The sequence below is a fragment of the Bradyrhizobium sp. SZCCHNR1015 genome, from assembly GCF_032489875.1.
GTDB lineage: Bacteria > Pseudomonadota > Alphaproteobacteria > Rhizobiales > Xanthobacteraceae > Bradyrhizobium.
The window spans coordinates 266,849-286,564 of record NZ_JAUEYW010000009.1; the positions used below are offsets into that span (position 1 = coordinate 266,849).

Sequence of the window (19,716 nt, forward strand, 5' to 3'; positions counted from 1 at the left end):
GCAGTACAGCGGAGCTTGGTGTGGTTGGCCGCTCCTAGCTCTGTTCTTCGATGGATCATCGAGATGGAGCAGCAGCGGCGCGCTGGCGGTGTCACTGGCGACCATGCCGCTCGTGTTCTACGACAAGGCGGCGTCTGCCAAAGCGTCGGCGCAGATCGCGTTGCCGCTCAATCTGCTGTCGGCCGTCTGGGCGCCTGTCCTGGCTGCGCTGCTCACCAGCTATGGCGGCAACGCGTCGCCGGGGTGACCTTCGCTTGCTCCTCCGTCGCCCCGCTCATGCTGTTGCTGCTTCGCCGGCGGCGACCGGCGCACGTCATGGCCGGCACGTGGTCCGAGCCCCCTCATCGGTGACGGGACGCAATTCCGAAACAGCGGGGCTCGTGCGGCTCGAATGCTCTAAAACCAGCATTGTGGCGCGTGTCGCGCGCCCTCTCCTGTAGTGCCCTCGCCCAGAAATGCCCCCCGTCATCGCCGATCCCTCCCTCCTGCGCGTCCTGATCGTCCTCGCCGTCACGCAGCTCATCGCCTGGGGCACGCTCAGCCTGCCGGCGGTGATCGGCCGGGCCATGGCGGCGGATCTGGAGATGGATCTGACCGCGATCTTCGCCAGCACCACGGTGCTGTACATGTCGATGGGGCTGTGCTCGCCGCTGCTGGCGCGGCCGTTCGTCAAGCATGGCGGCCGGCGGGTGATGATCGCGGGCACCCTGCTGGCGGCGCCCGGCTATGCGCTGCTGTCGGCCGCGCAGGGGCCGCTCTCCTACTACGCCGCATGGCTCCTGCTCGGCGTGGCCGGCAGCGCCACGCTCTCGACCGCCTCCTACATCGTGCTCAATGAAATTGCCGGCCTGCGCGCGCGCAGCGCCATCGGCGCGCTGATGCTGGTCACGGGCCTGTCGAGCAGCATCTTCTGGCCGGTCACCTCGGCGCTGTCAGCGCAGATCGGCTGGCGCAGCACCTGTCTCGTCTATTCTGGGCTGCTGCTGCTGGTGTCGCTGCCGCTGTTCGTGTTCCTGCTGCCGCGGCGCGTCCATGATCATCTGCCGCCGGCATCGGACACCGCGACCTCGGTGCCGGTTGCAAAGCCGGCGCGCAGCACCTTTTATCTGCTGGTCGGTGCCTCCGGCCTCAACGCCTTCGTCGCGTTCGGGATGGGCGCCGTGCTGATCGAGCTCCTGAAGGCCGAAGGCCTGTCGGCGGCCGAAGCGGTCGGCTTCGGCTCGATGCTGGGCGTGATCCAGATCAGCGCCCGCGCCATCGATTTTCTCGGCGGCGGCCGCTGGGACGGCATCTCCACTGCGATCGTCGCCGGACTGGCGCTGCCGGTGGCGATGCTGCTGCTGATGCTGAGCGACGGTTCGCACGCGGCGATCGGCGGCTTCATCCTGATCTACGGGCTCGGCAGCGGCGCGCTCGCCGTGGCGCGGGCCACCATGCCGCTGGTGTTCTACGACAAGGCGGCGTTCGCCAAGGCGTCCGCCCAGATCGGACTGCCGCTCAACCTGCTATCGGCGGTGTCGGCGCCCATCCTCGTCGAGCTTTTGACCCGCTACGGCAGCAACGCGCCGCTGGCGCTGAGCCTGGCCTGCTCATGCGCGGCCGTGGTCATCCTGCTGCTGCTGCGGCAGCGCCGTCCGATGCGCGCGACGGTCTCGTCCTGAGGCGTTCGACTGAGTCGCCCGTCGGGCCGGACATGGGGTCGCCGGGAGCGCCAGGGCGCGGGGACGGCCCGCATCCGTCCTGCGTCGAAACACGAATTTCGCCGATTGCTTCAATAACATCGGTTCGGTCGCGCCGACCTGCACAAATTTTGATCTTTCGTTTTATCGGAATTCGTGTTCCTCTATGGCTGTCCCGCCTCATCGACGAGGGGCGCTGCGCATCGTCAGGAGCGTTGGGGTGGGATGTGATGGACGTGCAGGCGCCGACTGACGAGCGGCGCCCGCACGGACGGTCAAGTCGCATGGTCCTGGCATCCCGACGCTGATGCCTGCGTGGCGTGCCTTTGGCGCGTCGTCGCAAACGGGGGCAAGAACGCCGGTCCCCGGGGAGAGTGCGAAGCAGCCGTAACACCATTGCGCAGGGAAGGCCGGGCAACCCGGCTGAACCTGTGGTTCCTGCCCCGTGCATTCCTTTCCGCACGGGGGCCGCAGGAATCAGCCGATGCCTGGTCTTCCCTGCGCCCTCGTGAGTCGAGGGGCTTCGCTGCACAAAGCTCGGGCGCCGAACGCGTCGCGACAGCGCGAACCCATGGAACTCGACACCTAACCCACGGGAACTTGGCCGGGAACCGGCCGGCCTTCGAGGATACCTCCAAATATCGCATGTTAATCCGAGCGATCGCTGCTCGATGTTGTTTTGGTTGTTCTCCAGCGAAAGTTCGCGTGCGCAGAGGTGGTCAGCCCAAAAACTAATTAGTTCGCCCGATGTTCGGACGGCACGGATAGCAAACCATTAATGTACGGTTGGTATCGTGCATACAGTCCACGCAACGAGAACCAGAAAATGCGACACCTGACTGTCTATCAGCGTCTCGCGGCGATCATCGCCGTGATGTCGATCGCACTGTTCGCCGTCTCCGCCATGCAGATCATGATGCTGCGCGGAACCGTTCTCGAGGAGCGGCAGACCATGGTCCGCAACCTCGTCGAGTCCGCCGTCAAGGTGCTGAGCTATTATGACGCCGCTGCGACAGCCGGCAAGATGGCGCCGGAGCAGGCGCGGCAGCAGGCTTACGCCGCGATCGGCGCCATGCGGTGGGGCCAATACAACGACTATCTCGGCGTCTACGGAACCGGATCGTCGGATGCGGGCGTGACCTATGTCCACGCCAACCCGAAATACATCAACGTCAACCGCTGGGACTTCAAGGATTCCACTGGCAAGCTCCTGATCCAGGACATCGTCCGCATGGCCCGCGCCGGCGGTGGATTCGTCGAGTACAAGGTGCCGCGTGCCGGGGGCACGACCGAGCTGCCGAAGATGTCCTATGTCGGCGCCTATGGCAGCGGCGACAAGATGCTGGCGATCCAGGCCGGCGTGTATGTCGACGACGTCGATGCGGTCGTCTATCAGCGCGCGATGTGGGCCGGCTTCGGCGCGCTTGCCGGTCTGCTGGTCGCCGCGATCGTCGCCTTCTGGCTCGGACGCAGCGTCGTCGTTCCGCTCGACCGCACCTGCGCCGTGATGGACGAGCTGAGCAAGGGCAATCTGAGCTTCGAGGTGCCGTTCACCGATCGCCGGAACGAGATCGGCCGCATGGCGCGCAGCCTGCAGATCTTCAAGGAGCATCTCGCCGAGAGCGAGCGGCTCCGGGCCGAGCAGGAGCAGTCCAAGCAGCAGGCCGCCGAGGAGCGCCGTACGGTGCTGGTGCGGATCGCCGACGAGTTCGAGCGCTCGATCGGGGGCGTGATCCAGACCACCGCGACCGCCGCCGGCGAGCTGCAGACCTCGGCACAGTCGATGTCGAGCATCGTCTCCGGCACCACCGACCAGAGCGCGAAGGTGGCCGCGGCCGCGGAGCAGACCGCCAGGAACGTGCAGACGGTGTCGGCCTCCGCCGAGCAACTGTCGTCATCGATCCAGGAGATCGCCAAGCAGGTCACGCAGTCGTCCTCGATCGCCCAGAACGCGGTCGGACAGGCGACGCGGACGGAAGCGATGGTCGACCGGCTGGTCCACGCGTCGCAGAAGATCGGCGAGGTGATGGCGCTGATCCAGACCATCGCCGGCCAGACCAACCTGCTGGCGCTGAACGCCACCATCGAATCGGCGCGTGCCGGCGAGGCCGGCAAGGGCTTCGCGGTGGTCGCCAACGAGGTCAAGGCGCTGTCGGCGCAGACCGCCAAGGCGACCGAGGAGATCACCAGCCAGATCGAAGCCATCCGCGACGCCACCGGCTCCACCGTCAACGCCATCCGCGAGATCGGCGCGACCATCGGCCAGATGAACGAGATCACCGACGCGATCGCGGCCGCGGTCGAGGAGCAGGGCGCGGCGACGAAGGAAATCGCCCGCAGCGTGCAGCAGGCGGCGCAGGGCACGCAGGGCGTCATGCAGCACATCGTCGGCGTGCGCGAGGCGTCCGGCCAGGTCGGCGCCGCGGCGGCGCAGGTGCTGAGCGCGGCCTCCCAGCTCGGCAGCCAGTCGGATCAGCTCAAGACCCAGACCGGACGATTCCTCGGCAACGTCCGCGCGGCGTGACGCCGGCGGCGGATGGTGACAGCTCACCCTCCGCCGATCGCCACGAGACGGTCGAGCAGTGCGGCCTGCGCCGGATTGATCCGGATCCTCGCCTCGGCGAGGTCGAACCAGGCGGCGCGGTCGACCTCGGGAAAACGCTGGATACGGCCGCTGCGCGGCGGCCATTCGAGCTCGAACGCGTTGCTGGTGATGCTGCCGGCGTCGAGGTCGGTCTCGGCGGCGAACGCCTCGACCACCTTGCCGCCGCGCTGCTTGATCTCGCCGAGCGGCACGAGCGGCGCCGTCAGCGCGGTGCCGAGCTCCTCGGCGAATTCGCGCCGCGCCACCGCCTCGGCCGCCTCGCCGTGCCCGAACTCGCCCTTCGGGATCGACCAGGCGCCGAGATCCTTGTTGCGCCAGAATGGTCCGCCGGGATGCACCAGCAGCACCTCGACTCCATTGGCGGTGCGGCGAAACGCGAGCACGCCCGCGCTGCGCGCCGGCATGCCGCTACGCCTCGCCGGTGCGCTGGATGAGGTCGCGCTCCCAGCCGAACACCGAGCGGCCGTCGAGCTCGGGCGAGGCGGCGCGCTCGGTCGCGATGAAGGCGTCGAGCGAGGGGCCGGTCGCGCTGCGCTCAAGCCGGCGCGCCTGGTCGTCGAGCCGCTTCAGCGCCGACATCGCCTCGTCGCGGCCGAGCCTGGCGTTGCCGACGGCGGATTTGAGCACGCGGATGGTCTCGTCGTAGACCTTGACCGGCACCGGATAGGGATGCCGGTCCTTGCCGCCATGCGCCAGCGAGAACCGCGCCGGATCGCTGAATCGATAGGGCGCGCCATGCACGACCTCGGCGACCATGGCGAGCGAGCGCACGGTGCGGGCGCCGACGCCCGGCGTCAGCAGCAGGTCGGGAAAGTCGACCGGACCGCGCTCGGCTGCGGCCGCGAGCGTGCCGTGCAGCCGGCGGGCGAACACGTCCTTCGGCCTGACGTCGTGATGCGCAGGCATGACCAGATGCGGCAGGACGCCCTGCGCCGGCTCCGGCGTGCTCAGCCGTTCGAACTCGGTGACGACGCGGTCGGGGCCAAGCTCGGTGAGCAGTTCGAGCTGGGCGTTGCGCGACGGCGCGGCGCGCTTGTCGGTGAGGTTGACGATCTCGCCCTGGACGGGACCATCGATGGCGCTGTGTGGCGCGTCGACGAAGCTCGCAAGCTCGCGCGAGTGCCAATGGTAGCGCCGGGCCTGGCGGCTGCCGCCATTCATGCCCTGCTGCACCACGGTCCATTTGCCGTCCGCAGTGACGAAGAAGCCGTGCAGATAGAGGTCGAAGCCGTCCTGCACCGCGGCGCTGTCGACCTTGGCGACCAGCTTGCTGGTCCGCACCAGCTCCTCGCCGTCGAGGCCGAGCCGGTCGCTGAGCAGGCGCAACTCGTCGGGCGTCTTGCGCGAGTGTTCGCCGCGGCCGCCGCAGACGTAGATGCCGAGCTCGCCGGACAGCGGCTTCAGTCCGCGCTTCAGCGCGCCGATCACGCTGGTGGTGATGCCGGAGGAATGCCAGTCCATGCCCATCACGGCGCCGAACGACTGGAACCAGAACGGATGCGACATCCGCGCCAGGAATTCGTCGCGGCCGTAATGATGCACGATCGCCTGGGTGATGATGGCGCCAAGCGAGGCCATGCGCATGCCGAGCCAGGCCGGCACGCGTCCGGAATGGAGCGGAAGATCGGCGCTGCCGGTACGTCGGGCCATCGGAACCTTGCAGAGGAGGCGTGTCGCACCAATCTAACAGAAGGCGCGCCGATGCGCGATCGATCCGATGTCGGGCGGACTTTGGCGTTAGCCGGTCTGCCCGAGATGGGCGATCCAGTTCCTGAACAGCGTCTGTGCAGCGCTTTCGGCGGCGAGGTCAGGCCGCAACGTCAACCCCGGAAGCTCGGCCGCCAGCGTCGGGTCGCGCCTTTCCTTGGCCCGCCACTCGAACGCGTTGAGCACCGCCTCGCTCTCGGCGCTGAAGTAGGATTTCGGCAGCCGCGGATAGTCGTCGCGCTGACCGGCGAGAAACCGCGCGATGTCGCGCATGTATTCGCGCTGCAGGGAGAGCGCGTCATATTCGGGATGGCCCTGGAAGAACACGAACCGGCTTGGCATCGAGCGCGCGAAGATGTCGACGCCGACCTCGTCAGACCGGGTCAGGATGTCGTAGCCGCGCTCCGCCAGCAGCGGCTCGTTGACGGCGTTGAGGCGGGAGTGCGGCACTTGGAGCGGCAAATGGATGCCGTGCGTGAGCCAGTCGTCCTGGACCTTCTCGCAGTCGAAGATGCCGGAGCATTTGCTCGCCAGCCGCTGCCGCTCGATGTCGTCGAGATGCAGCACGGCCGCGTGGGCCGCGAGACAGGACCAGATCGTCGAGCGGGTGTTGGTTCTGGCCCAGTCGATGACCGAGGTGAGGTCCGACCAATAAGGCTCGTCGCGCAAGGCCGCCGCGACGGGCTCGGCGCCGGTCACGATCAGGCCGTCGATGCCGAGCCGGTCGAGCGACCCGATGTCGGCGTAGGACTGGGCGACGTGGTGCCTCGCCGCCTGCGAGCGCATGATGGAGGGCAGCGAGAAGCAGTGCAGGCGGATGCGGACGTGCCGCGGCGCGCACTGTTGCAGCAGGCGGGCGATCTGGAGATCGGTCGCCTTCAAGGCGCTGTCCGGCATGTTGTTGACGAGGCCGATCGAAAGCTCGATCGGGCGCCGGCCCCGGTCGTCGAACTCGGCGGGCGCGAGGGCAGGGCTCGCGATCCTGCGATGTCGGTCGAACAGCAGGGTCATCGGCTGATCGCTCTACTCCGCCGCATCCAATTGACGCGGGCGAGGGCAGGCCTGGGCGAGCGCCTGGTCGAGATCCTCGATGATGTCGCTGACATGCTCGATGCCGATCGACAGCCGGATCGTCTCGGGAAGGACGCCCGCCTTGCGCTGGTCGTCCGGCGGCATCTGCCGATGCGTGGTCGATGCGGGATGGCAGGCCAGCGACTTCGCATCGCCGATATTGACCAGCCGCGTGACCAGCTTCAGGGCGTCGTAGAACGCCTTGCCGGCCTCCATGCCGCCGTTGATCCCGAACGTGAACAGCGACGACGCGCGACCGTCGAGATATTTCTGGACGAGGGGATAGTAGCGGCTGTCGGCGAAGCCGGCGTAGTTGACCCACGCCACGCGCGGATCGTTGCGGAGGAATTCGGCGACCTTGCGCGCATTCTCGACGTGGCGCTCCATGCGCAGAGCGACCGTCTCGATACCCTGCAGCAGCAGGAAGGCATTGAACGGCGACAGCACCGCGCCCATGGTGCGCTGATAGACGCTGCGCGCGCGCTGGATGTAGGCGCTGCGGCCGAAATGATCGGCGTAGACCATCCCGTGATAGGACGCATCGGGCTGGGTAAAGGCGGGAAAGCGGTCGGCGTGATCCTTCCAGGGGAAGTTGCCGCTGTCGACCAGCATGCCACCCAGCGTCGTGCCATGGCCGCCGAGAAATTTGGTCAGCGAATGCACCGCGATGTCGGCGCCGTAGTCGAACGGCCGCAGCAGGATCGGTGTCGCGACGGTGTTGTCGACGATCAGTGGCACGCCGTTGCGATGCGCGACCTTGGCCAACGCCTCGATGTCGCAGACATTGCCGGCGGGGTTGCCGATCGTCTCCGCGAACACCGCCTTGGTGTTGTCGTCGATGAGACGCTCGATGGCGTCGGGCGCATCGCTGTCGGCAAAGCGTCCAGTGATGCCTTGACGCGGCAGGATGTGACCGAGCAGCGTGTGCGTGGTGCCGTAGAGCTGCGGCACCGAAACGATGTTGCCGCCGCCATCGGCGAGGTTGACGAATGCAAAGTGGAGCGCCGCCTGCCCGGTGCCGACGGCGAGCGCGCCGACGCCGCCCTCGAGCTCGCTGACGCGCTTCTCGAGCACCGCCGTGGTCGGATTGGAGATGCGGCTGTAGCGGTAGCCCTCGGCTTCGAGATTGAACAGGGCGGCGCCGTGGTCGGCGCTGTCGAAGGCGTAGGCGGCGGTCTGATAGATCGGAACCGCGACGGCCTTGGTGGTCGCCTCCGGCTCATAGCCTGCGTGGATTGCAATCGTCTCGTTGCGCATCGGCGATCTCCACGCTCGCTTCGACCAATGCGGCGAGCTGCTCGTATTCCGCGAGTGGTGCCGTTGTAGGAGCGCAGGCGTAAAGCGGGCAATAATTCGCGACAAGAACGACGAAATAACCCTAACGAGATGTGGCCGAAGAACTTCGAATTAGCGGATAGAAGAAACTTGCAGGAGCGACCGGATTTGCCGCCCGACCAGATCCAGCGCGGCCTTGGCCTGCGGCAGGATCGCACCGAGCGCGTGGAAATTGTGGACCATGCCGTCGTGACAGACATGCGCGACCGTGACGTCGGCCTCCGCCAGCCGTGCCGCATAGGCATTGCCCTCGTCACGCATCGGATCGAACTCTGCGGTGTGGATCACGGCGGGCGGAAGCCCGGCCAGCGTCTCGCGGCACAGCGGCGATATCAGTGGATGCGCGACATCGGTCTTGCCGTCCAGACAGTCGGCGAGGTCCGCCTGCCACGTTCCCCTGTCGATCAGGTAGCCAGTCCCGAACAGCTCGCGCGATGGCCAGGGATTGAAAAAGTCGAGCACCGGGCAGATCAGGCACTGCACCGCGATTCTGAGGTCGGCGCGGTCGTGGGCCTGCTGACAAACCGCGGCGGCGAGCGTCGCGCCCGCGGAATCGCCGCCGATCACCATCCGATTGCCGTCGATGCCGAGCGCGGCCGCGTGATCGATCGCGAAGTGAACGGCAGCGATCGCATCCTCGATCGCTGCCGGGAACGGGTGCTCGGGCGCGAGGCGATAGTCGATCGAGAGCAGCCGGCAGCGGGAGGCGGCGGCAAGCGCAGCGGCGACGTTGTCGTGCGTGTCGATGCTGCCCGCCACGAGACCGCCGCCATGAAAATAGACGAAGCCAGGGCGCGCTCCGCTATCGTGCGGATCTGCTGCCGGCGTATAAAGGCGATAACGAAGCGGCCCGGAGGGGCCGGCGAACGTGCCATCCCGCGTGATGACGGCGCCGCAGTCGTTCCGCGCGAACTGCATCAGCTTGGCCAGCGACTGCCGGCGTTGCCCGACACTCGGATGCTGCCGGCTTTCCGGCATAGCGGCAGCTACCATCGAAAGCAGGCGCTGGGCGCGAGGGTCGAGCGGCATGACAGCTCCAGTTAACCAAGGCAGCGACCATTGTGCCCATCAGCAGTGAATCGATCATGAGCGGCAGGCCGCGGCGGGGAAATCCTTAAAATCTTCAAGCCAGAAGTGCAGATACGATCGATGCCGAACGGGAGCGCCGCCATGACCCACATCGTCAAGCCTGTCAGCTACTCGCAGACCTGGACCTTCTTCGACGGCGAATGGCGCGAGGGCAATGCGCCGATCATGGGCGTGCGGACCCACGCGACCTGGCTCGCATCGACCGTGTTCGACGGGGCGCGCGCGTTCGAAGGCGTGACGCCCGATCTCGATCGGCACTGCGCGCGTGTGAATCAGTCCGCGATCAATTTCCGGCTCAAACCCGTGGTGGACGTCGAGACCTGGATGGGGCTGGCGCGGGAAGGGATCGCGCGGTTCGGAGCGGGAGCCGAGCTCTACATCCGCCCGATGTACTGGGCGCAGCATGGCGCCGGCGGCGGTGTCCTGTTCGATCCCGACACCACCAATTGGTGCCTGTGCATCTATGAGGCGCCGATGCCGCAGCCGACGGGCAACGCCATCACGCTGTCGCCGTTCCGAAGGCCGACGGCCGAATGCGCGCCGGTCGACGCCAAGGCGGCCTGCCTCTATCCGAACAATTCGCGCGCGCTGATCGAAGCGGCCTCGCGCGGCTTCAACAACTGCCTGATGCTGGATCTGCTCGGCAACGTCGCGGAGTTCGGCAATGCCAACGTGTTCATGGTCAAGGACGGCGTTGTCTTCACGCCGGTGCCGAACGGAACCTTCCTCAACGGGATCACGCGACAGCGCGTGATCGAATTGCTGCGAGGCGATGGTGTCAGTGTGGTCGAGACGACGCTCCGATATGACGATTTCCTGAACGCCGACGAGATATTCTCGTCGGGCAACTTCGCCAAGGTCGCGCCGGTGATCCGCATCGACGACCGGACGCTGCCAATCGGTCCCGTCTTCAGCCGCGCACGCAGGCTGTACTGGGACTATGCCCACCGGTTCAGGGCCGCGGCATAGGTCAGGACCCATAGACGGGAAGTTCGGTATCGCTGAGATCGCCGAGCCGCCCCGGCTCCGGTCCCTTGACGTATTTGCGGCCGCGGCGTTCGGTGTAGACGCCGTAGAGCCCGGCAATCGGCCCGTCGGCGTCGACGACGACGGACACGCGTCCGCGCGGCAGCAGGAAGCGGCCCACGGCGCCGGCGCAGGCAACATAGTCGGAGGTGTCACGGCAGTAGATCAGCTGCATTGCCGGCAATGCGAACCGTCCTTGCCGGACCCGGAGCTGCTGCAACACCAACGGAACCGGGCCATGCTTCGACCGGACCACGATGCTGAGGCAGCCATAGCCTGCGTGGCGGATCAGCAGGTCAGCCTCGCTGGGCGGAAGTCCATCGAGCGCCTGGGCGTCAACGGCGACCTGCTCCACTTGCGCGCCGCGGCCGGCAAATGACATGGCGGGCACTGAAAAGAACAAGCCGTAACAATAGGGACGAAAGCCCTGCGCCTCGATGATCGGCCATGTCTGGCGCGCGGCGCTGATGTTGATGTAGGTCACCTCAGGCAAACGCTGTGCGATCCGGGTCAGCATCGTCGCATAGTTGCGAAACGACGGCTCGACATACCAGCTCGACAGGTTGCACCAGATCTGCGGCTGCGCGGGTGTGCCCCGGTTGCTGTAGATCAGCAACAACACGCCGACGGCCGCGCCGTCGTTCTCCAGCAGATAGCCATAGCGGGGATAGCCTCCGGGCGCCGGACGCGCGGTCTGTCGGTGCAGGCCCGTGGCCCAATACGCGCGGGACCGCCGCGGAAATCCGCGCGTGAGCAGATCGGCGACCGCGTCGAGATCGGGCTCCCCGATCTCCCGGCAGCGGATCAGCGGCTTGCGCGCGGTCATGAGATTGCCTGCCGATCTCCCGACGATGGCGGTAGGACGTCAGCCGACGACGTCGGGCTGACGCTCCACCAGCAGCGCGTCGCGCACGCGCGACGGCCAGCGCGTCGGATCGATGCCGTGCGTGTGGAACAGCGCGACCGCGAGGCGGTCCATGCCGAAGGCCACGCAACCGGTGTGCGCCGGCGCGCCGTCGGCGTCGTCGATGCCCCAGGTCGTGCCGAAATGCTCGCGGTGATAGTTGAAGCTCATGCAGGCGGTCGGCTGCTCTTCCGATCGCAACGGCACCAGGAGTTCGAATTTCAGCGCCTGCTGCTTCTGGCTGACCGCCTTCATCTGGCCGACGCGACCGAAGAACGGGTCGCTGGCGTGATCGACGCGGAACGACAGCCCGAGATCGTGGGCGATCGTTTGCGCCTTCACCATCCAACGGTCGCGGAATGCCGAGACGTCGTCGGGTGTGCCGATGCAGACATATTCGCGCATACGGAACGACTGCAGGCGGTCGAGATGCCGCGACGGCTCGCGGCGGAAGCAATCGGCCGCGACGTCGAAGCGCAGGCCGCCGACCGGCAGTGCACCACGGCTCGCCGCGATCGGATACACCGGATAGCAGGCTGCGGGCGACAGCACGAGGTCGGCCGGCGACAACGAGGTGGTCCAGTCGCCGCCCTTGTCGAAACGTGCCACGGCTTCGTGGATGTCCCGCTCGGTGCCGTGCAGGCCACAGACGCAGCCGAGCAGATTTGGAAAGCTCTTGAGATAGCCGGACTTCTCAAGCTGCGTCCGGCTCATGACCGGCGGGAAGCGCATGACCTCCGTGCCGGGCTCACGATGCCGCGTGATGAGCGTCGTGAGCCGCTCCACAACACCTTCATACAGCGCGGTCCGTGCATAGACGCCATCCGCGCCCATGCGATGGAACAGGGCGTCGGTCAGATGATCGAGCGCGTCGGCCGGCTGGGGCGCAATCTCGGGCGACTGCGGGAGAACGGGGATCGTCATTGTGCAAATCCTGGGTGGAGGCAATGGCTGCGATCGGCGCGGTCATTCATGGAGCGAGGCCGGTACCGTGCTCATCAAATTGGCCGTGGCAATGTTCGTGAGAATACGGTCGTTGTTGATCATGATCGGCGCCGACAGAACATCGCGCAGGTGGCGGCCGATCGAGAACTCGCCGTCGTTGCGATAACCCGAGAGCCCGCAGGCGCGCATCGCATGCATCACGGTCTCAACGGCAAGCTCCGAGGCCTGCACCTTCAACAGCGTGATCGAGGATTGGAAGTCGAGCGAGCTCAGCGCCCGCTCGTCATATTCATGGGCGACGAAGGCATCCATGTTGGTGACGATCATTGCGCGCAGCCGGGCCAGCGCCATCTTAGCCGCGGTGTAATGTGCAGCTGCCGGCGGCATCTGTCCGCCGGCGCCGCGAGCGGCCTTGCGCAGGAAGCGCTGGGCGCGCTCCACCGCGGCCGCAGCAATGCCGGACCAGGCCGATGACCAGCAGAGATGCGCGAACGGCGTCATCGTCTGGCCGTGGATGCGGTCATAGGATTCGGTGAACATGCGGTCGGACGGACAGCTCACCTCGAGCGCGAATCCGGTCGAGCAGGTGCCGCGCATGCCCAGCGTTTCCCAGCCAAGGGTGCGCGAGATCGTATAATCGTCCGTGGTCAGCGCCAGCAACACCTGATCAGAGGCGGCTGCGCTGTCGGCGCGACGGGCAATGGTGACGAGGCCGTCGGCTTCCGCGCCATAGGAGATCACCGTGGCGTCGCGCTTCAGCGAGATGCGGTTACCGTCGTGGCCGACGGCCGCGGCGCTGGCGCGGATGTTGCCGCCGTTCTGTCCCTCGGTGGTGGAAGAGGCCATCAGCAGCTGCTCGGATGCGATACGGCGCATCAGGGATTCCATGTAGGCGCTGCCGCGGCCGTGACGCACAAGGCAGGCGACCTTGGTCTGGTGCATGGCGAAGATCATGGCGCTGGAGGCACAGGCGCGGCCGAGCGCATAGCAGACGTCGGCGATGTCGTGGATCGAGGCTCCGAAGCCGCCGAACTCGACCGGGATCTGCATCCCGAGCAGCTTGTGCTCGCGTGCCGCATCGATTGCGGCCTTGGGGAAGCGGCCGTCACGGTCGACCTCGTCGGCTTCCGCGGCGGCCTGCGCGGCAACAGCGGCGGTCCGCTGCAGGAACAAGGAGCTGCGATCGAGCATAAGGCTCTCGCCATCATCGGGGATCGGGTTGCGAAGCGCGGTTCCCTGGAGAGTCATGACCGATCGATACTCCGGATTTTGTCTCGTTGAGAGATCGGCACGTGCGTCCTCGCAAGATCAGGACAGATGCACTGCGCCTTCTTTTTTGGGCTGCACGCAGGGTATGGATTTGATTCAAATACGTCGACGAAATTCAGGGTAAACGCTGTGCGATCGACGGGTGGGGGTTAATTCCTGGTTGTTTCGGTCCGAGAATTTCGGGCCAAGCCGTTAGCGTTAAGACGAGTTCAGACCTGGAACGGGGATGCGGCGTAACTCTTTCGCCGCCGGATTGCGTTATCTCCTTGCGCGAGCGTCGATTAAATTCGACGTGCCGGAACAAGCCGCGAGTGAAGAGGTCCCCATGCCGAGTTTCGATGTCGATGTCAGTCACAGGATCATGGTGCTCGTGCGCGATATCCTCGCGCAGAACGCCAGTTCTACCGACGTGACGGCGGATGCAAAGCTCGTCGACATCGGGCTGACGTCCATAGACATGGTCAACCTGATGTTGGCGCTCGAATCGGAGTTCGATTTCACCATTCCGCAGGAGCTGATCACGCCGGAGAACTTCCAGTCTGTCGCCACGCTGGAGCGTCTGGTGAGCGGTCAGCTTGCGGCAGCCAAGGCCGCCTGACCCGGCTGCCACGCCCCGCGGTTTCCCGCGTCGCTGTTTTCAATCCGTCGCAAAGCTGGCATTCTCGTCTCCGTTGGAGATGGGGACGTCATGACGAAGGCTGTGCTTGGCATTATCGGCGGCTCGGGCATCTATGATCTGCCGGGACTGGAAGATGCGCGCGAAGAGGTGATCGCGAGCCCCTGGGGCGAGCCGTCGGCGCCATTGCGCCGGGGAACGATCGCGGGGCTGCCGATCGTGTTCCTGCCGCGCCATGACAAGGGACACCGGCTGTCCCCGTCCGACATCAATTACCGCGCCAACATCGACGTGCTGAAGCGCGCGGGCGTCACCGACCTGGTGTCGCTGTCGGCCTGCGGCTCGTTCAAGGAAGAGCTGCCGCCGGGCACTTTCGTGCTGGTCGATCAGTTCGTCGATCGCACCTACAAGCGTGAGAGCTCGTTTTTCGGCAGGGGATGCGTCGCCCACGTCTCGATGGCGCATCCGGTTTCGCCGCGGTTGCGCATTCATCTGGCGGCGGCGGCCGAGGCCGAAGGCATCGCGATCGCGCGCGGCGGCACCTATGTCTGCATGGAGGGACCGCAATTCTCGACCTATGCCGAGAGCATGACCTACAAGGCGTCGGGCTATTCGGTGATCGGCATGACCAACATGCCTGAGGCGAAGCTCGCTCGCGAGGCCGAGATCTGCTACGCGACGGTCGCGATGGTGACCGACTTCGACTGCTGGCATCCGGATCACGACGCCGTTACCGTGCAGGACATCATTCGCGTGCTCACCACCAACGCCGACAAGGCGAAATCACTAGTTGCGCGGCTCGCCCGCGAGTTTCCGCGCGAGCACGAACCGTGCCCGATCGGCTCCGACCGTGCGCTCGACACCGCCTTGATCACTGCGCCGGAGGCGCGCGATCCCGAGCTTCTGAACAAGCTCGATGCGGTCGCAGGCCGTATCTTGCGCGGTTGAAGGGGGATCGAACATGAAGGTGGACGGCCGGCACTATCGCAGCATCTGGCTCGACTCCGACGGCTGGTCGGTCTGCGCGATCGATCAGCGCCGGTTGCCGCACGAGTTCGTGGTGGCGAAGATCACGACATGCGAGGAGGCGGCGGACGCGATCCGCGGCATGCTGGTTCGCGGCGCGCCGCTGATCGGCGCCACCGCCGCCTTCGGCATGGCGCTGGCGATGCGCGACGACCGCTCCGATCCCGGCATCGACCGCGCCTACGAGATGTTGATCGCGACGCGGCCGACGGCGATCAACCTGAAATGGGCGCTCGACACGATGGGCACGATGCTGCGCCGGCTGGCGCCGTCGGAGCGGCGAGATGCGGCGTATTCCCGCGCCGTCGACATTGCCGGCGAGGACGTCACGATCAACCAGGGCATCGCCGCGCATGGCCTCGCGCTGATCGAAGCGGCCGCGGCGCGCAAGAAGCCGGGCGAAATCGTGAACGTGCTGACCCACTGCAATGCCGGCTGGCTTGCGACCGTCGATTGGGGCACGGCGACCGCGCCGATCTATCTCGCGCATGATCGCGGCATTCCGATCCATATGTGGGTCGACGAGACCAGGCCGCGCAATCAGGGCGCGTCGCTGACCGCCTGGGAGCTCGGTCATCATGGCGTGGCGCACACCGTCATCCCGGACAACACCGGCGGCCATCTCATGCAGCATGGGATGGTCGATCTCGCCATCGTCGGCACCGACCGCGTCGCCGCCAACGGCGATGTCTGTAACAAGATCGGCACCTATCTCAAGGCGCTCGCGGCACACGACAACGGCGTGCCGTTCTATGTCGCGTTGCCGTCGCCGACGATCGATTTCGCGGTCGCCGAGGGACGACAGATCCCGATCGAGCAGCGCGGTGCGCAGGAAGTCACCGAGATGACCGGCCGCACCGCCGACGGCCGTATCGAGACGGTGCGCATCGTGCCGCCGGGATCGCCGGTCGCAAACTACGGCTTCGACGTCACGCCGGCGCGGCTGGTGAGCGGGCTGATCACCGAGCGCGGCGTGCTGCGGGCCGACGGCGCGGCACTGGCGGCGGCATTTCCGGATCGGGCCAAACAGACGAACGATTAGGATCAGCGCCGTTGCGAGGGCAGCGACGCAATCCAGAATCCCACGAAGCCTTCGGATTGCTTCGGCGCAAGGATGCCTCGCAATGACGATCAGCGCAGGCTCAGACCCGTCGCGGCTTCCAACTCGGCGATCGCCTGCGCTGCGCTGACCACCTTGATCGTCGTCATGCCCATCTCGCGCGCCGGCTTCAGGTTGATGCCGAGATCGTCGAGGTAGACGCAGTCCGCGGGGCTGACGCCGAGCGTCTCGGTCATCATCTGGTAGATCCGGGGATCGGGCTTGCGCAGGCCGATCTTGGCCGACTCGATCACGTGATCGAACAGCGCCATCACCTCCGCGACGTACAACGAGCGGCCGCCCTGGCTGCCGATTGCGTTCGCCGGCAGATTGTTGGTGATGCAGCCGGTCTTGCACTCCGCCTTGATGCGGCGGAGCGCCTCGACCATGTCGGGACGGAGGTCGCCGGTGAGCAGTGGCAGCACCTCCCGCCCGCTGACCGCAGCGCCGCCCAGCGCCAGCGACTCCTCCGCGAACAGCCGGTCGAAAGTGTCGAGGTCGATCTCGGCCCGCTCGAATTTCGCCCAGGCGTTCTCGAGATGGTTGGCGGCATTGGTGTTGCGGATGATGTCGACAGGATAGCCGCGCTCCTTCTCGAACCGTGCGAATGCCTCGAATGGCGATGTCGTCAGCACGCCACCGAAATCGAAGATCACCGCCTCGACCATGTCAGTCCTGTCCTTCCTTGATCCCTGGATGATCGCTAGCATGGGATGCCGCACTTGGCGACCTCGGTCGCACTTGGCGACCTCGGCGTCAGCCGCTATTGCTGCCGCGATGAAGCCGTCTCACGCAATCATTGCAGCCGCCGCTCTGCTGGCGCCGTCGCAGGCCCTGGCCATCGTCGGCAATGCGCCGGCGCTGAATGATGGCATCGGCCGCGCCGTGGTCACGATCGTCGGCTCGCGCGGCAATTTCTGCAGCGGCGCGCTGATTGCCCCGAAGCTGGTGCTGACCGCCGGGCATTGCGTGCAGCCGGGTCTCGATTACCGCATCGTGGAATACGATCGCGACCGCAGGCCGGTTCTCAAGACGGTCCGGCGGGTGGCGGTGCATCCCAGCTTCAGCGTGCAGGCCATCCTGGCGCATCGCGCCACCGCCGATGTCGCGCTGCTGGAATTGGAGGCGCCAGCGAAGGAGCGCGTGCCGGTGGCGCTCGGCGTGCCGCAGCCGCCGCTTGCCGCCGGCAACGCATTCACGGTCGCAGGCATCGGTGTCGCCGTCCCCGGCGACGGCAAGAGCGGGGGCGTGGTGCGCGGCGCGGCGCTGGTGGCCACAGGCAGGCCAGGCACATTGCAGATCCGGCTGGTCGATCCGGCGACGCAAGGCGTGCGGTCCGGGCTCGGTGGCTGCACCGGGGATTCCGGCGGGCCTGCATTCGAGACGCAGGCGCAAGGACAGGTGCTGATCGGCGTCATCTCATGGTCGACCGGGCCAAATCTCGGCGATGGCTGCGGCGGCATGACCGGCGTCACGCCGCTCACGTTGTATCGCGATTGGGTCGTGCAGACCGCGCGGCAGTGGGGCATGCCGCTCGGCGGAAATTGAGGCGCCGCGTTCACGACGCCGCGCGTCGCGATGGGTTGACCGTCGCTGTGATCGGGTTCAGCCTGTCACGCGAGGAAACAACATCAAGACCAAAGCCCAGGGACTCCCATGAACGTCATCGCGCCCATCCGGGAGGCCGCGTCCTCTCACGCGACCGAACATTTCGACGTGCTCATCGTCGGCGCCGGCATCTCCGGTGTCGGCAGCGCCTATCAGTTGACCAGGCAGATGCCCGACAAGCGCTTCGTGATCCTGGAGAGCCAGGACGGCTTCGGCGGCACCTGGCGGACGCACCGCTATCCCGGCATCCGCTCCGACAGCGACCTGCACACATTTGGATACAGCTTCAAGCCGTGGGTCGGGCCGCCGATCGCGACCGCGGAAGAAATCCTCAGCTACATGGGCGAGGTGATTGAAGAGAACGATCTCGGCCGCCACATCCGCTACGGCCATCACATCGTGTCGGCCAGCTGGTCGAGCGCGACCAATCTCTGGACGGTCCAAGCCGTGAAGGGCAGGGATCAGCAGCCCGTCACCTTCACCACGAATTTCCTCTGGATGTGCCAGGGCTACTACCGCCACTCCAAGGGCTACACGCCGGAGTGGCCGGACATGGCGAAATTCAAGGGCCGCATCGTGCATCCGCAACTCTGGCCCGAGGATCTCGATCTCACCGGCAAGCAGGTCGTGGTCATCGGCTCCGGTGCGACGGCCGCGACCATCCTGCCGTCGATCGCCGGAAAATGCGCGCATGTGACGATGCTGCAGCGCTCGCCGACCTACTTCCGCATCGGCCGCAACGCGATCGAGCTGGCCGAGGAGTTGCGTCGGCTTGATGTCAAGGAAGAGTGGATCCACGAGATCGTCAGGCGCAAGATCCTGTTCGAGCAGGATTGGTTCACCAAGCGCTGCTTGACGGAGCCCGAGCAGGTCAAGAAGGAGCTGATCGGCCAGATCAGCGCCATCATCGGCCCCGAACAGGCGGCCAAGCATTTCACCCCGAGCTATCGCCCGTGGCGACAGCGCATCGCGTTCGTGCCGGATGCCGATCTGTTCGAGGGCATCAAGAGTGGCAAAGCCTCCGTCGTCACCGACGAGATCGAAAGCTTCACCGAAGGCGGCATCAAGCTGAAGTCCGGCGACGAGCTCAAGGCCGACATCATCGTCACCGCGACCGGCTTCGATCTCTGCGTGCTCGGCGACATCGCGTTCACGATCGACGGCAAGCCGCTCGACTTCGCCGACACCGTGACCTATCGCGGCATGATGTTCACCGGCGTGCCGAATCTCGCCTGGGTGTTCGGCTATTTCCGCGCCAGCTGGACGTTGCGCACCGATCTGGTCGCGGATTTCGTGTGCCGCCTGCTCGCGCACATGAAGGAGAAGGGCGTGAGCAAGGTCGTGCCGGCGCTGCGCCCGGAGGATCACAACATGCCGCTGCTGCCATGGATCGACCCGGAAAACTTCAATCCCGGCTACATGATGCGCAACATGCATCTGCTGCCCAAGCGCGGCGACAAGCCGGAGTGGCAGCACAGCCAGGATTATTGGAGCGAGAAGGACCAGATTCCGGCGATCGATCTGGATGATCCGGCGTTCGTATATGGGTGAGCGCCGAGGGGTGGAGTACTCGCTGTCGCTCTAACCTCGGTGTCATCCCCGCGAACGCGGGGATCCATAACCACAGCCGGATATGTGAGGCACGACGCCAGCTTACATCCTGCCCCAAGCGAGATCACGCGGTATGGGTCCCGGGTCGGCGCCCGTTGACGCTGTGCGTCAGCGGGCTTGCCCGGG

17 protein-coding genes and 1 pseudogene are annotated in these 19,716 nt (G+C 66.2%); 9 read left to right on the forward strand and 9 right to left on the reverse strand.

Features of this window, described 5'->3' with window-relative positions; translation table 11 throughout:
- Positions 1-73: 73 nt before the first annotated feature.
- From QX128_RS17425 to QX128_RS17435, 3 genes and pseudogenes are all read left to right on the forward strand, one after another.
- Positions 74-351, forward strand: a pseudogene (locus tag QX128_RS17425) (MFS transporter); the annotation flags it as partial.
- 104 nt (positions 352-455) lie between these two features.
- Positions 456-1,661 (forward strand): MFS transporter, encoded by a 1,206-nt coding sequence (locus tag QX128_RS17430; protein WP_316238046.1) that lies wholly within the window; start codon positions 456-458, stop codon positions 1,659-1,661.
- 844 nt (positions 1,662-2,505) lie between these two features.
- The gene (locus QX128_RS17435; protein ID WP_315801701.1) at positions 2,506-4,203 is read left to right on the forward strand and encodes a methyl-accepting chemotaxis protein; all 1,698 of its coding nucleotides are present in this window, start codon (positions 2,506-2,508) and stop codon (positions 4,201-4,203) included.
- Positions 4,204-4,226: 23 nt separating this feature from the next.
- On the opposite strand, the gene QX128_RS17440 is transcribed toward QX128_RS17435, so the two are convergent.
- The 5 genes from QX128_RS17440 to QX128_RS17460 all read right to left on the reverse strand — a co-directional run bounded on the left by QX128_RS17440 (position 4,227) and on the right by QX128_RS17460 (position 9,426).
- Positions 4,227-4,688, reverse strand: a complete 462-nt coding sequence (locus tag QX128_RS17440; RefSeq protein WP_316238047.1) for an NUDIX domain-containing protein — start codon at positions 4,686-4,688, stop codon at positions 4,227-4,229.
- Between the two features lie 4 nt (positions 4,689-4,692).
- Positions 4,693-5,934 (reverse strand): DUF763 domain-containing protein, encoded by a 1,242-nt coding sequence (locus QX128_RS17445; protein WP_316238048.1) that lies wholly within the window; start codon positions 5,932-5,934, stop codon positions 4,693-4,695.
- Positions 5,935-6,021: 87 nt separating this feature from the next.
- Positions 6,022-7,002 carry a homoserine O-succinyltransferase gene (locus tag QX128_RS17450; protein ID WP_315801698.1) on the reverse strand — a complete coding sequence of 327 codons (981 nt, stop codon included), beginning with the start codon at positions 7,000-7,002 and terminating at the stop codon, positions 6,022-6,024.
- Positions 7,003-7,014: 12 nt separating this feature from the next.
- Positions 7,015-8,319, reverse strand: coding sequence for an O-acetylhomoserine aminocarboxypropyltransferase/cysteine synthase family protein (locus QX128_RS17455; RefSeq protein WP_315801697.1), 1,305 nt, complete (start codon positions 8,317-8,319; stop codon positions 7,015-7,017).
- Positions 8,320-8,469: 150 nt separating this feature from the next.
- Positions 8,470-9,426, reverse strand: a complete 957-nt coding sequence (locus QX128_RS17460) for an alpha/beta hydrolase (RefSeq protein ID WP_316238049.1) — start codon at positions 9,424-9,426, stop codon at positions 8,470-8,472.
- A gap of 141 nt (positions 9,427-9,567) precedes the next feature.
- Between QX128_RS17460 and QX128_RS17465 the strand changes: the two genes are divergently transcribed.
- Positions 9,568-10,455 (forward strand): branched-chain amino acid aminotransferase, encoded by an 888-nt coding sequence (locus QX128_RS17465; protein WP_316238050.1) that lies wholly within the window; start codon positions 9,568-9,570, stop codon positions 10,453-10,455.
- 1 nt (position 10,456) lies between these two features.
- Here the strand turns inward: QX128_RS17465 and QX128_RS17470 are convergent, their stop codons facing one another.
- Genes QX128_RS17470 through QX128_RS17480 form a run of 3 tightly spaced genes read right to left on the reverse strand, consistent with a single transcriptional unit; the run spans position 10,457 to position 13,552 of the window.
- A complete protein-coding gene (locus tag QX128_RS17470) occupies positions 10,457-11,338 on the reverse strand; it encodes an acyl-CoA acyltransferase (protein ID WP_316238051.1) in 882 nt (293 codons plus the stop codon).
- A 39-nt stretch (positions 11,339-11,377) separates the two neighbouring features.
- A complete protein-coding gene (locus QX128_RS17475; protein ID WP_316179339.1) occupies positions 11,378-12,340 on the reverse strand; it encodes an amino acid--[acyl-carrier-protein] ligase in 963 nt (320 codons plus the stop codon).
- Positions 12,341-12,382: 42 nt separating this feature from the next.
- Entirely contained in the window at positions 12,383-13,552 is a 1,170-nt protein-coding gene (locus QX128_RS17480) for an acyl-CoA dehydrogenase family protein (protein ID WP_316238083.1), read from the reverse strand.
- Positions 13,553-13,955: 403 nt separating this feature from the next.
- On the opposite strand from QX128_RS17480, the gene QX128_RS17485 reads away from it, so the two are divergent.
- From QX128_RS17485 to mtnA, 3 genes are all read left to right on the forward strand, one after another.
- Positions 13,956-14,228, forward strand: coding sequence for a phosphopantetheine-binding protein (locus tag QX128_RS17485; RefSeq protein WP_316238084.1), 273 nt, complete (start codon positions 13,956-13,958; stop codon positions 14,226-14,228).
- A 90-nt stretch (positions 14,229-14,318) separates the two neighbouring features.
- Positions 14,319-15,194 carry an S-methyl-5'-thioadenosine phosphorylase gene (locus tag QX128_RS17490; RefSeq protein ID WP_315801691.1) on the forward strand — a complete coding sequence of 292 codons (876 nt, stop codon included), beginning with the start codon at positions 14,319-14,321 and terminating at the stop codon, positions 15,192-15,194.
- Positions 15,195-15,207: 13 nt separating this feature from the next.
- Positions 15,208-16,314 (forward strand): S-methyl-5-thioribose-1-phosphate isomerase, encoded by a 1,107-nt coding sequence (mtnA, locus tag QX128_RS17495; protein WP_316238052.1) that lies wholly within the window; start codon positions 15,208-15,210, stop codon positions 16,312-16,314.
- A gap of 89 nt (positions 16,315-16,403) precedes the next feature.
- On the opposite strand, the gene QX128_RS17500 is transcribed toward mtnA, so the two are convergent.
- The gene (locus QX128_RS17500; RefSeq protein WP_315801689.1) at positions 16,404-17,039 is read right to left on the reverse strand and encodes an HAD-IA family hydrolase; all 636 of its coding nucleotides are present in this window, start codon (positions 17,037-17,039) and stop codon (positions 16,404-16,406) included.
- Between the two features lie 109 nt (positions 17,040-17,148).
- Between QX128_RS17500 and QX128_RS17505 the strand changes: the two genes are divergently transcribed.
- A complete protein-coding gene (locus QX128_RS17505; protein ID WP_316238053.1) occupies positions 17,149-17,919 on the forward strand; it encodes a S1 family peptidase in 771 nt (256 codons plus the stop codon).
- Between the two features lie 108 nt (positions 17,920-18,027).
- Positions 18,028-19,530 (forward strand): NAD(P)/FAD-dependent oxidoreductase, encoded by a 1,503-nt coding sequence (locus QX128_RS17510; RefSeq protein WP_316238054.1) that lies wholly within the window; start codon positions 18,028-18,030, stop codon positions 19,528-19,530.
- The last annotated feature ends 186 nt before the right edge of the window (positions 19,531-19,716 follow it).

Bases quoted from the DNA above. Each gene is read 5' to 3' on its own strand.
- QX128_RS17430 (WP_316238046.1), top strand. From the start codon at position 456: ATGCCCCCCGTCATCGCCGATCCCTCCCTCCTGCGCGTCCTGATCGTC.
- QX128_RS17435 (WP_315801701.1), top strand. From the start codon at position 2,506: ATGCGACACCTGACTGTCTATCAGCGTCTCGCGGCGATCATCGCCGTG.
- QX128_RS17440 (WP_316238047.1), bottom strand. From the start codon at position 4,688: ATGCCGGCGCGCAGCGCGGGCGTGCTCGCGTTTCGCCGCACCGCCAAT.
- QX128_RS17445 (WP_316238048.1), bottom strand. From the start codon at position 5,934: ATGGCCCGACGTACCGGCAGCGCCGATCTTCCGCTCCATTCCGGACGC.
- QX128_RS17450 (WP_315801698.1), bottom strand. From the start codon at position 7,002: ATGACCCTGCTGTTCGACCGACATCGCAGGATCGCGAGCCCTGCCCTC.
- QX128_RS17455 (WP_315801697.1), bottom strand. From the start codon at position 8,319: ATGCGCAACGAGACGATTGCAATCCACGCAGGCTATGAGCCGGAGGCG.
- QX128_RS17460 (WP_316238049.1), bottom strand. From the start codon at position 9,426: ATGCCGCTCGACCCTCGCGCCCAGCGCCTGCTTTCGATGGTAGCTGCC.
- QX128_RS17465 (WP_316238050.1), top strand. From the start codon at position 9,568: ATGACCCACATCGTCAAGCCTGTCAGCTACTCGCAGACCTGGACCTTC.
- QX128_RS17470 (WP_316238051.1), bottom strand. From the start codon at position 11,338: ATGACCGCGCGCAAGCCGCTGATCCGCTGCCGGGAGATCGGGGAGCCC.
- QX128_RS17475 (WP_316179339.1), bottom strand. From the start codon at position 12,340: ATGACGATCCCCGTTCTCCCGCAGTCGCCCGAGATTGCGCCCCAGCCG.
- QX128_RS17480 (WP_316238083.1), bottom strand. From the start codon at position 13,552: ATGCTCGATCGCAGCTCCTTGTTCCTGCAGCGGACCGCCGCTGTTGCC.
- QX128_RS17485 (WP_316238084.1), top strand. From the start codon at position 13,956: ATGCCGAGTTTCGATGTCGATGTCAGTCACAGGATCATGGTGCTCGTG.
- QX128_RS17490 (WP_315801691.1), top strand. From the start codon at position 14,319: ATGACGAAGGCTGTGCTTGGCATTATCGGCGGCTCGGGCATCTATGAT.
- mtnA (WP_316238052.1), top strand. From the start codon at position 15,208: ATGAAGGTGGACGGCCGGCACTATCGCAGCATCTGGCTCGACTCCGAC.
- QX128_RS17500 (WP_315801689.1), bottom strand. From the start codon at position 17,039: ATGGTCGAGGCGGTGATCTTCGATTTCGGTGGCGTGCTGACGACATCG.
- QX128_RS17505 (WP_316238053.1), top strand. From the start codon at position 17,149: ATGAAGCCGTCTCACGCAATCATTGCAGCCGCCGCTCTGCTGGCGCCG.
- QX128_RS17510 (WP_316238054.1), top strand. From the start codon at position 18,028: ATGAACGTCATCGCGCCCATCCGGGAGGCCGCGTCCTCTCACGCGACC.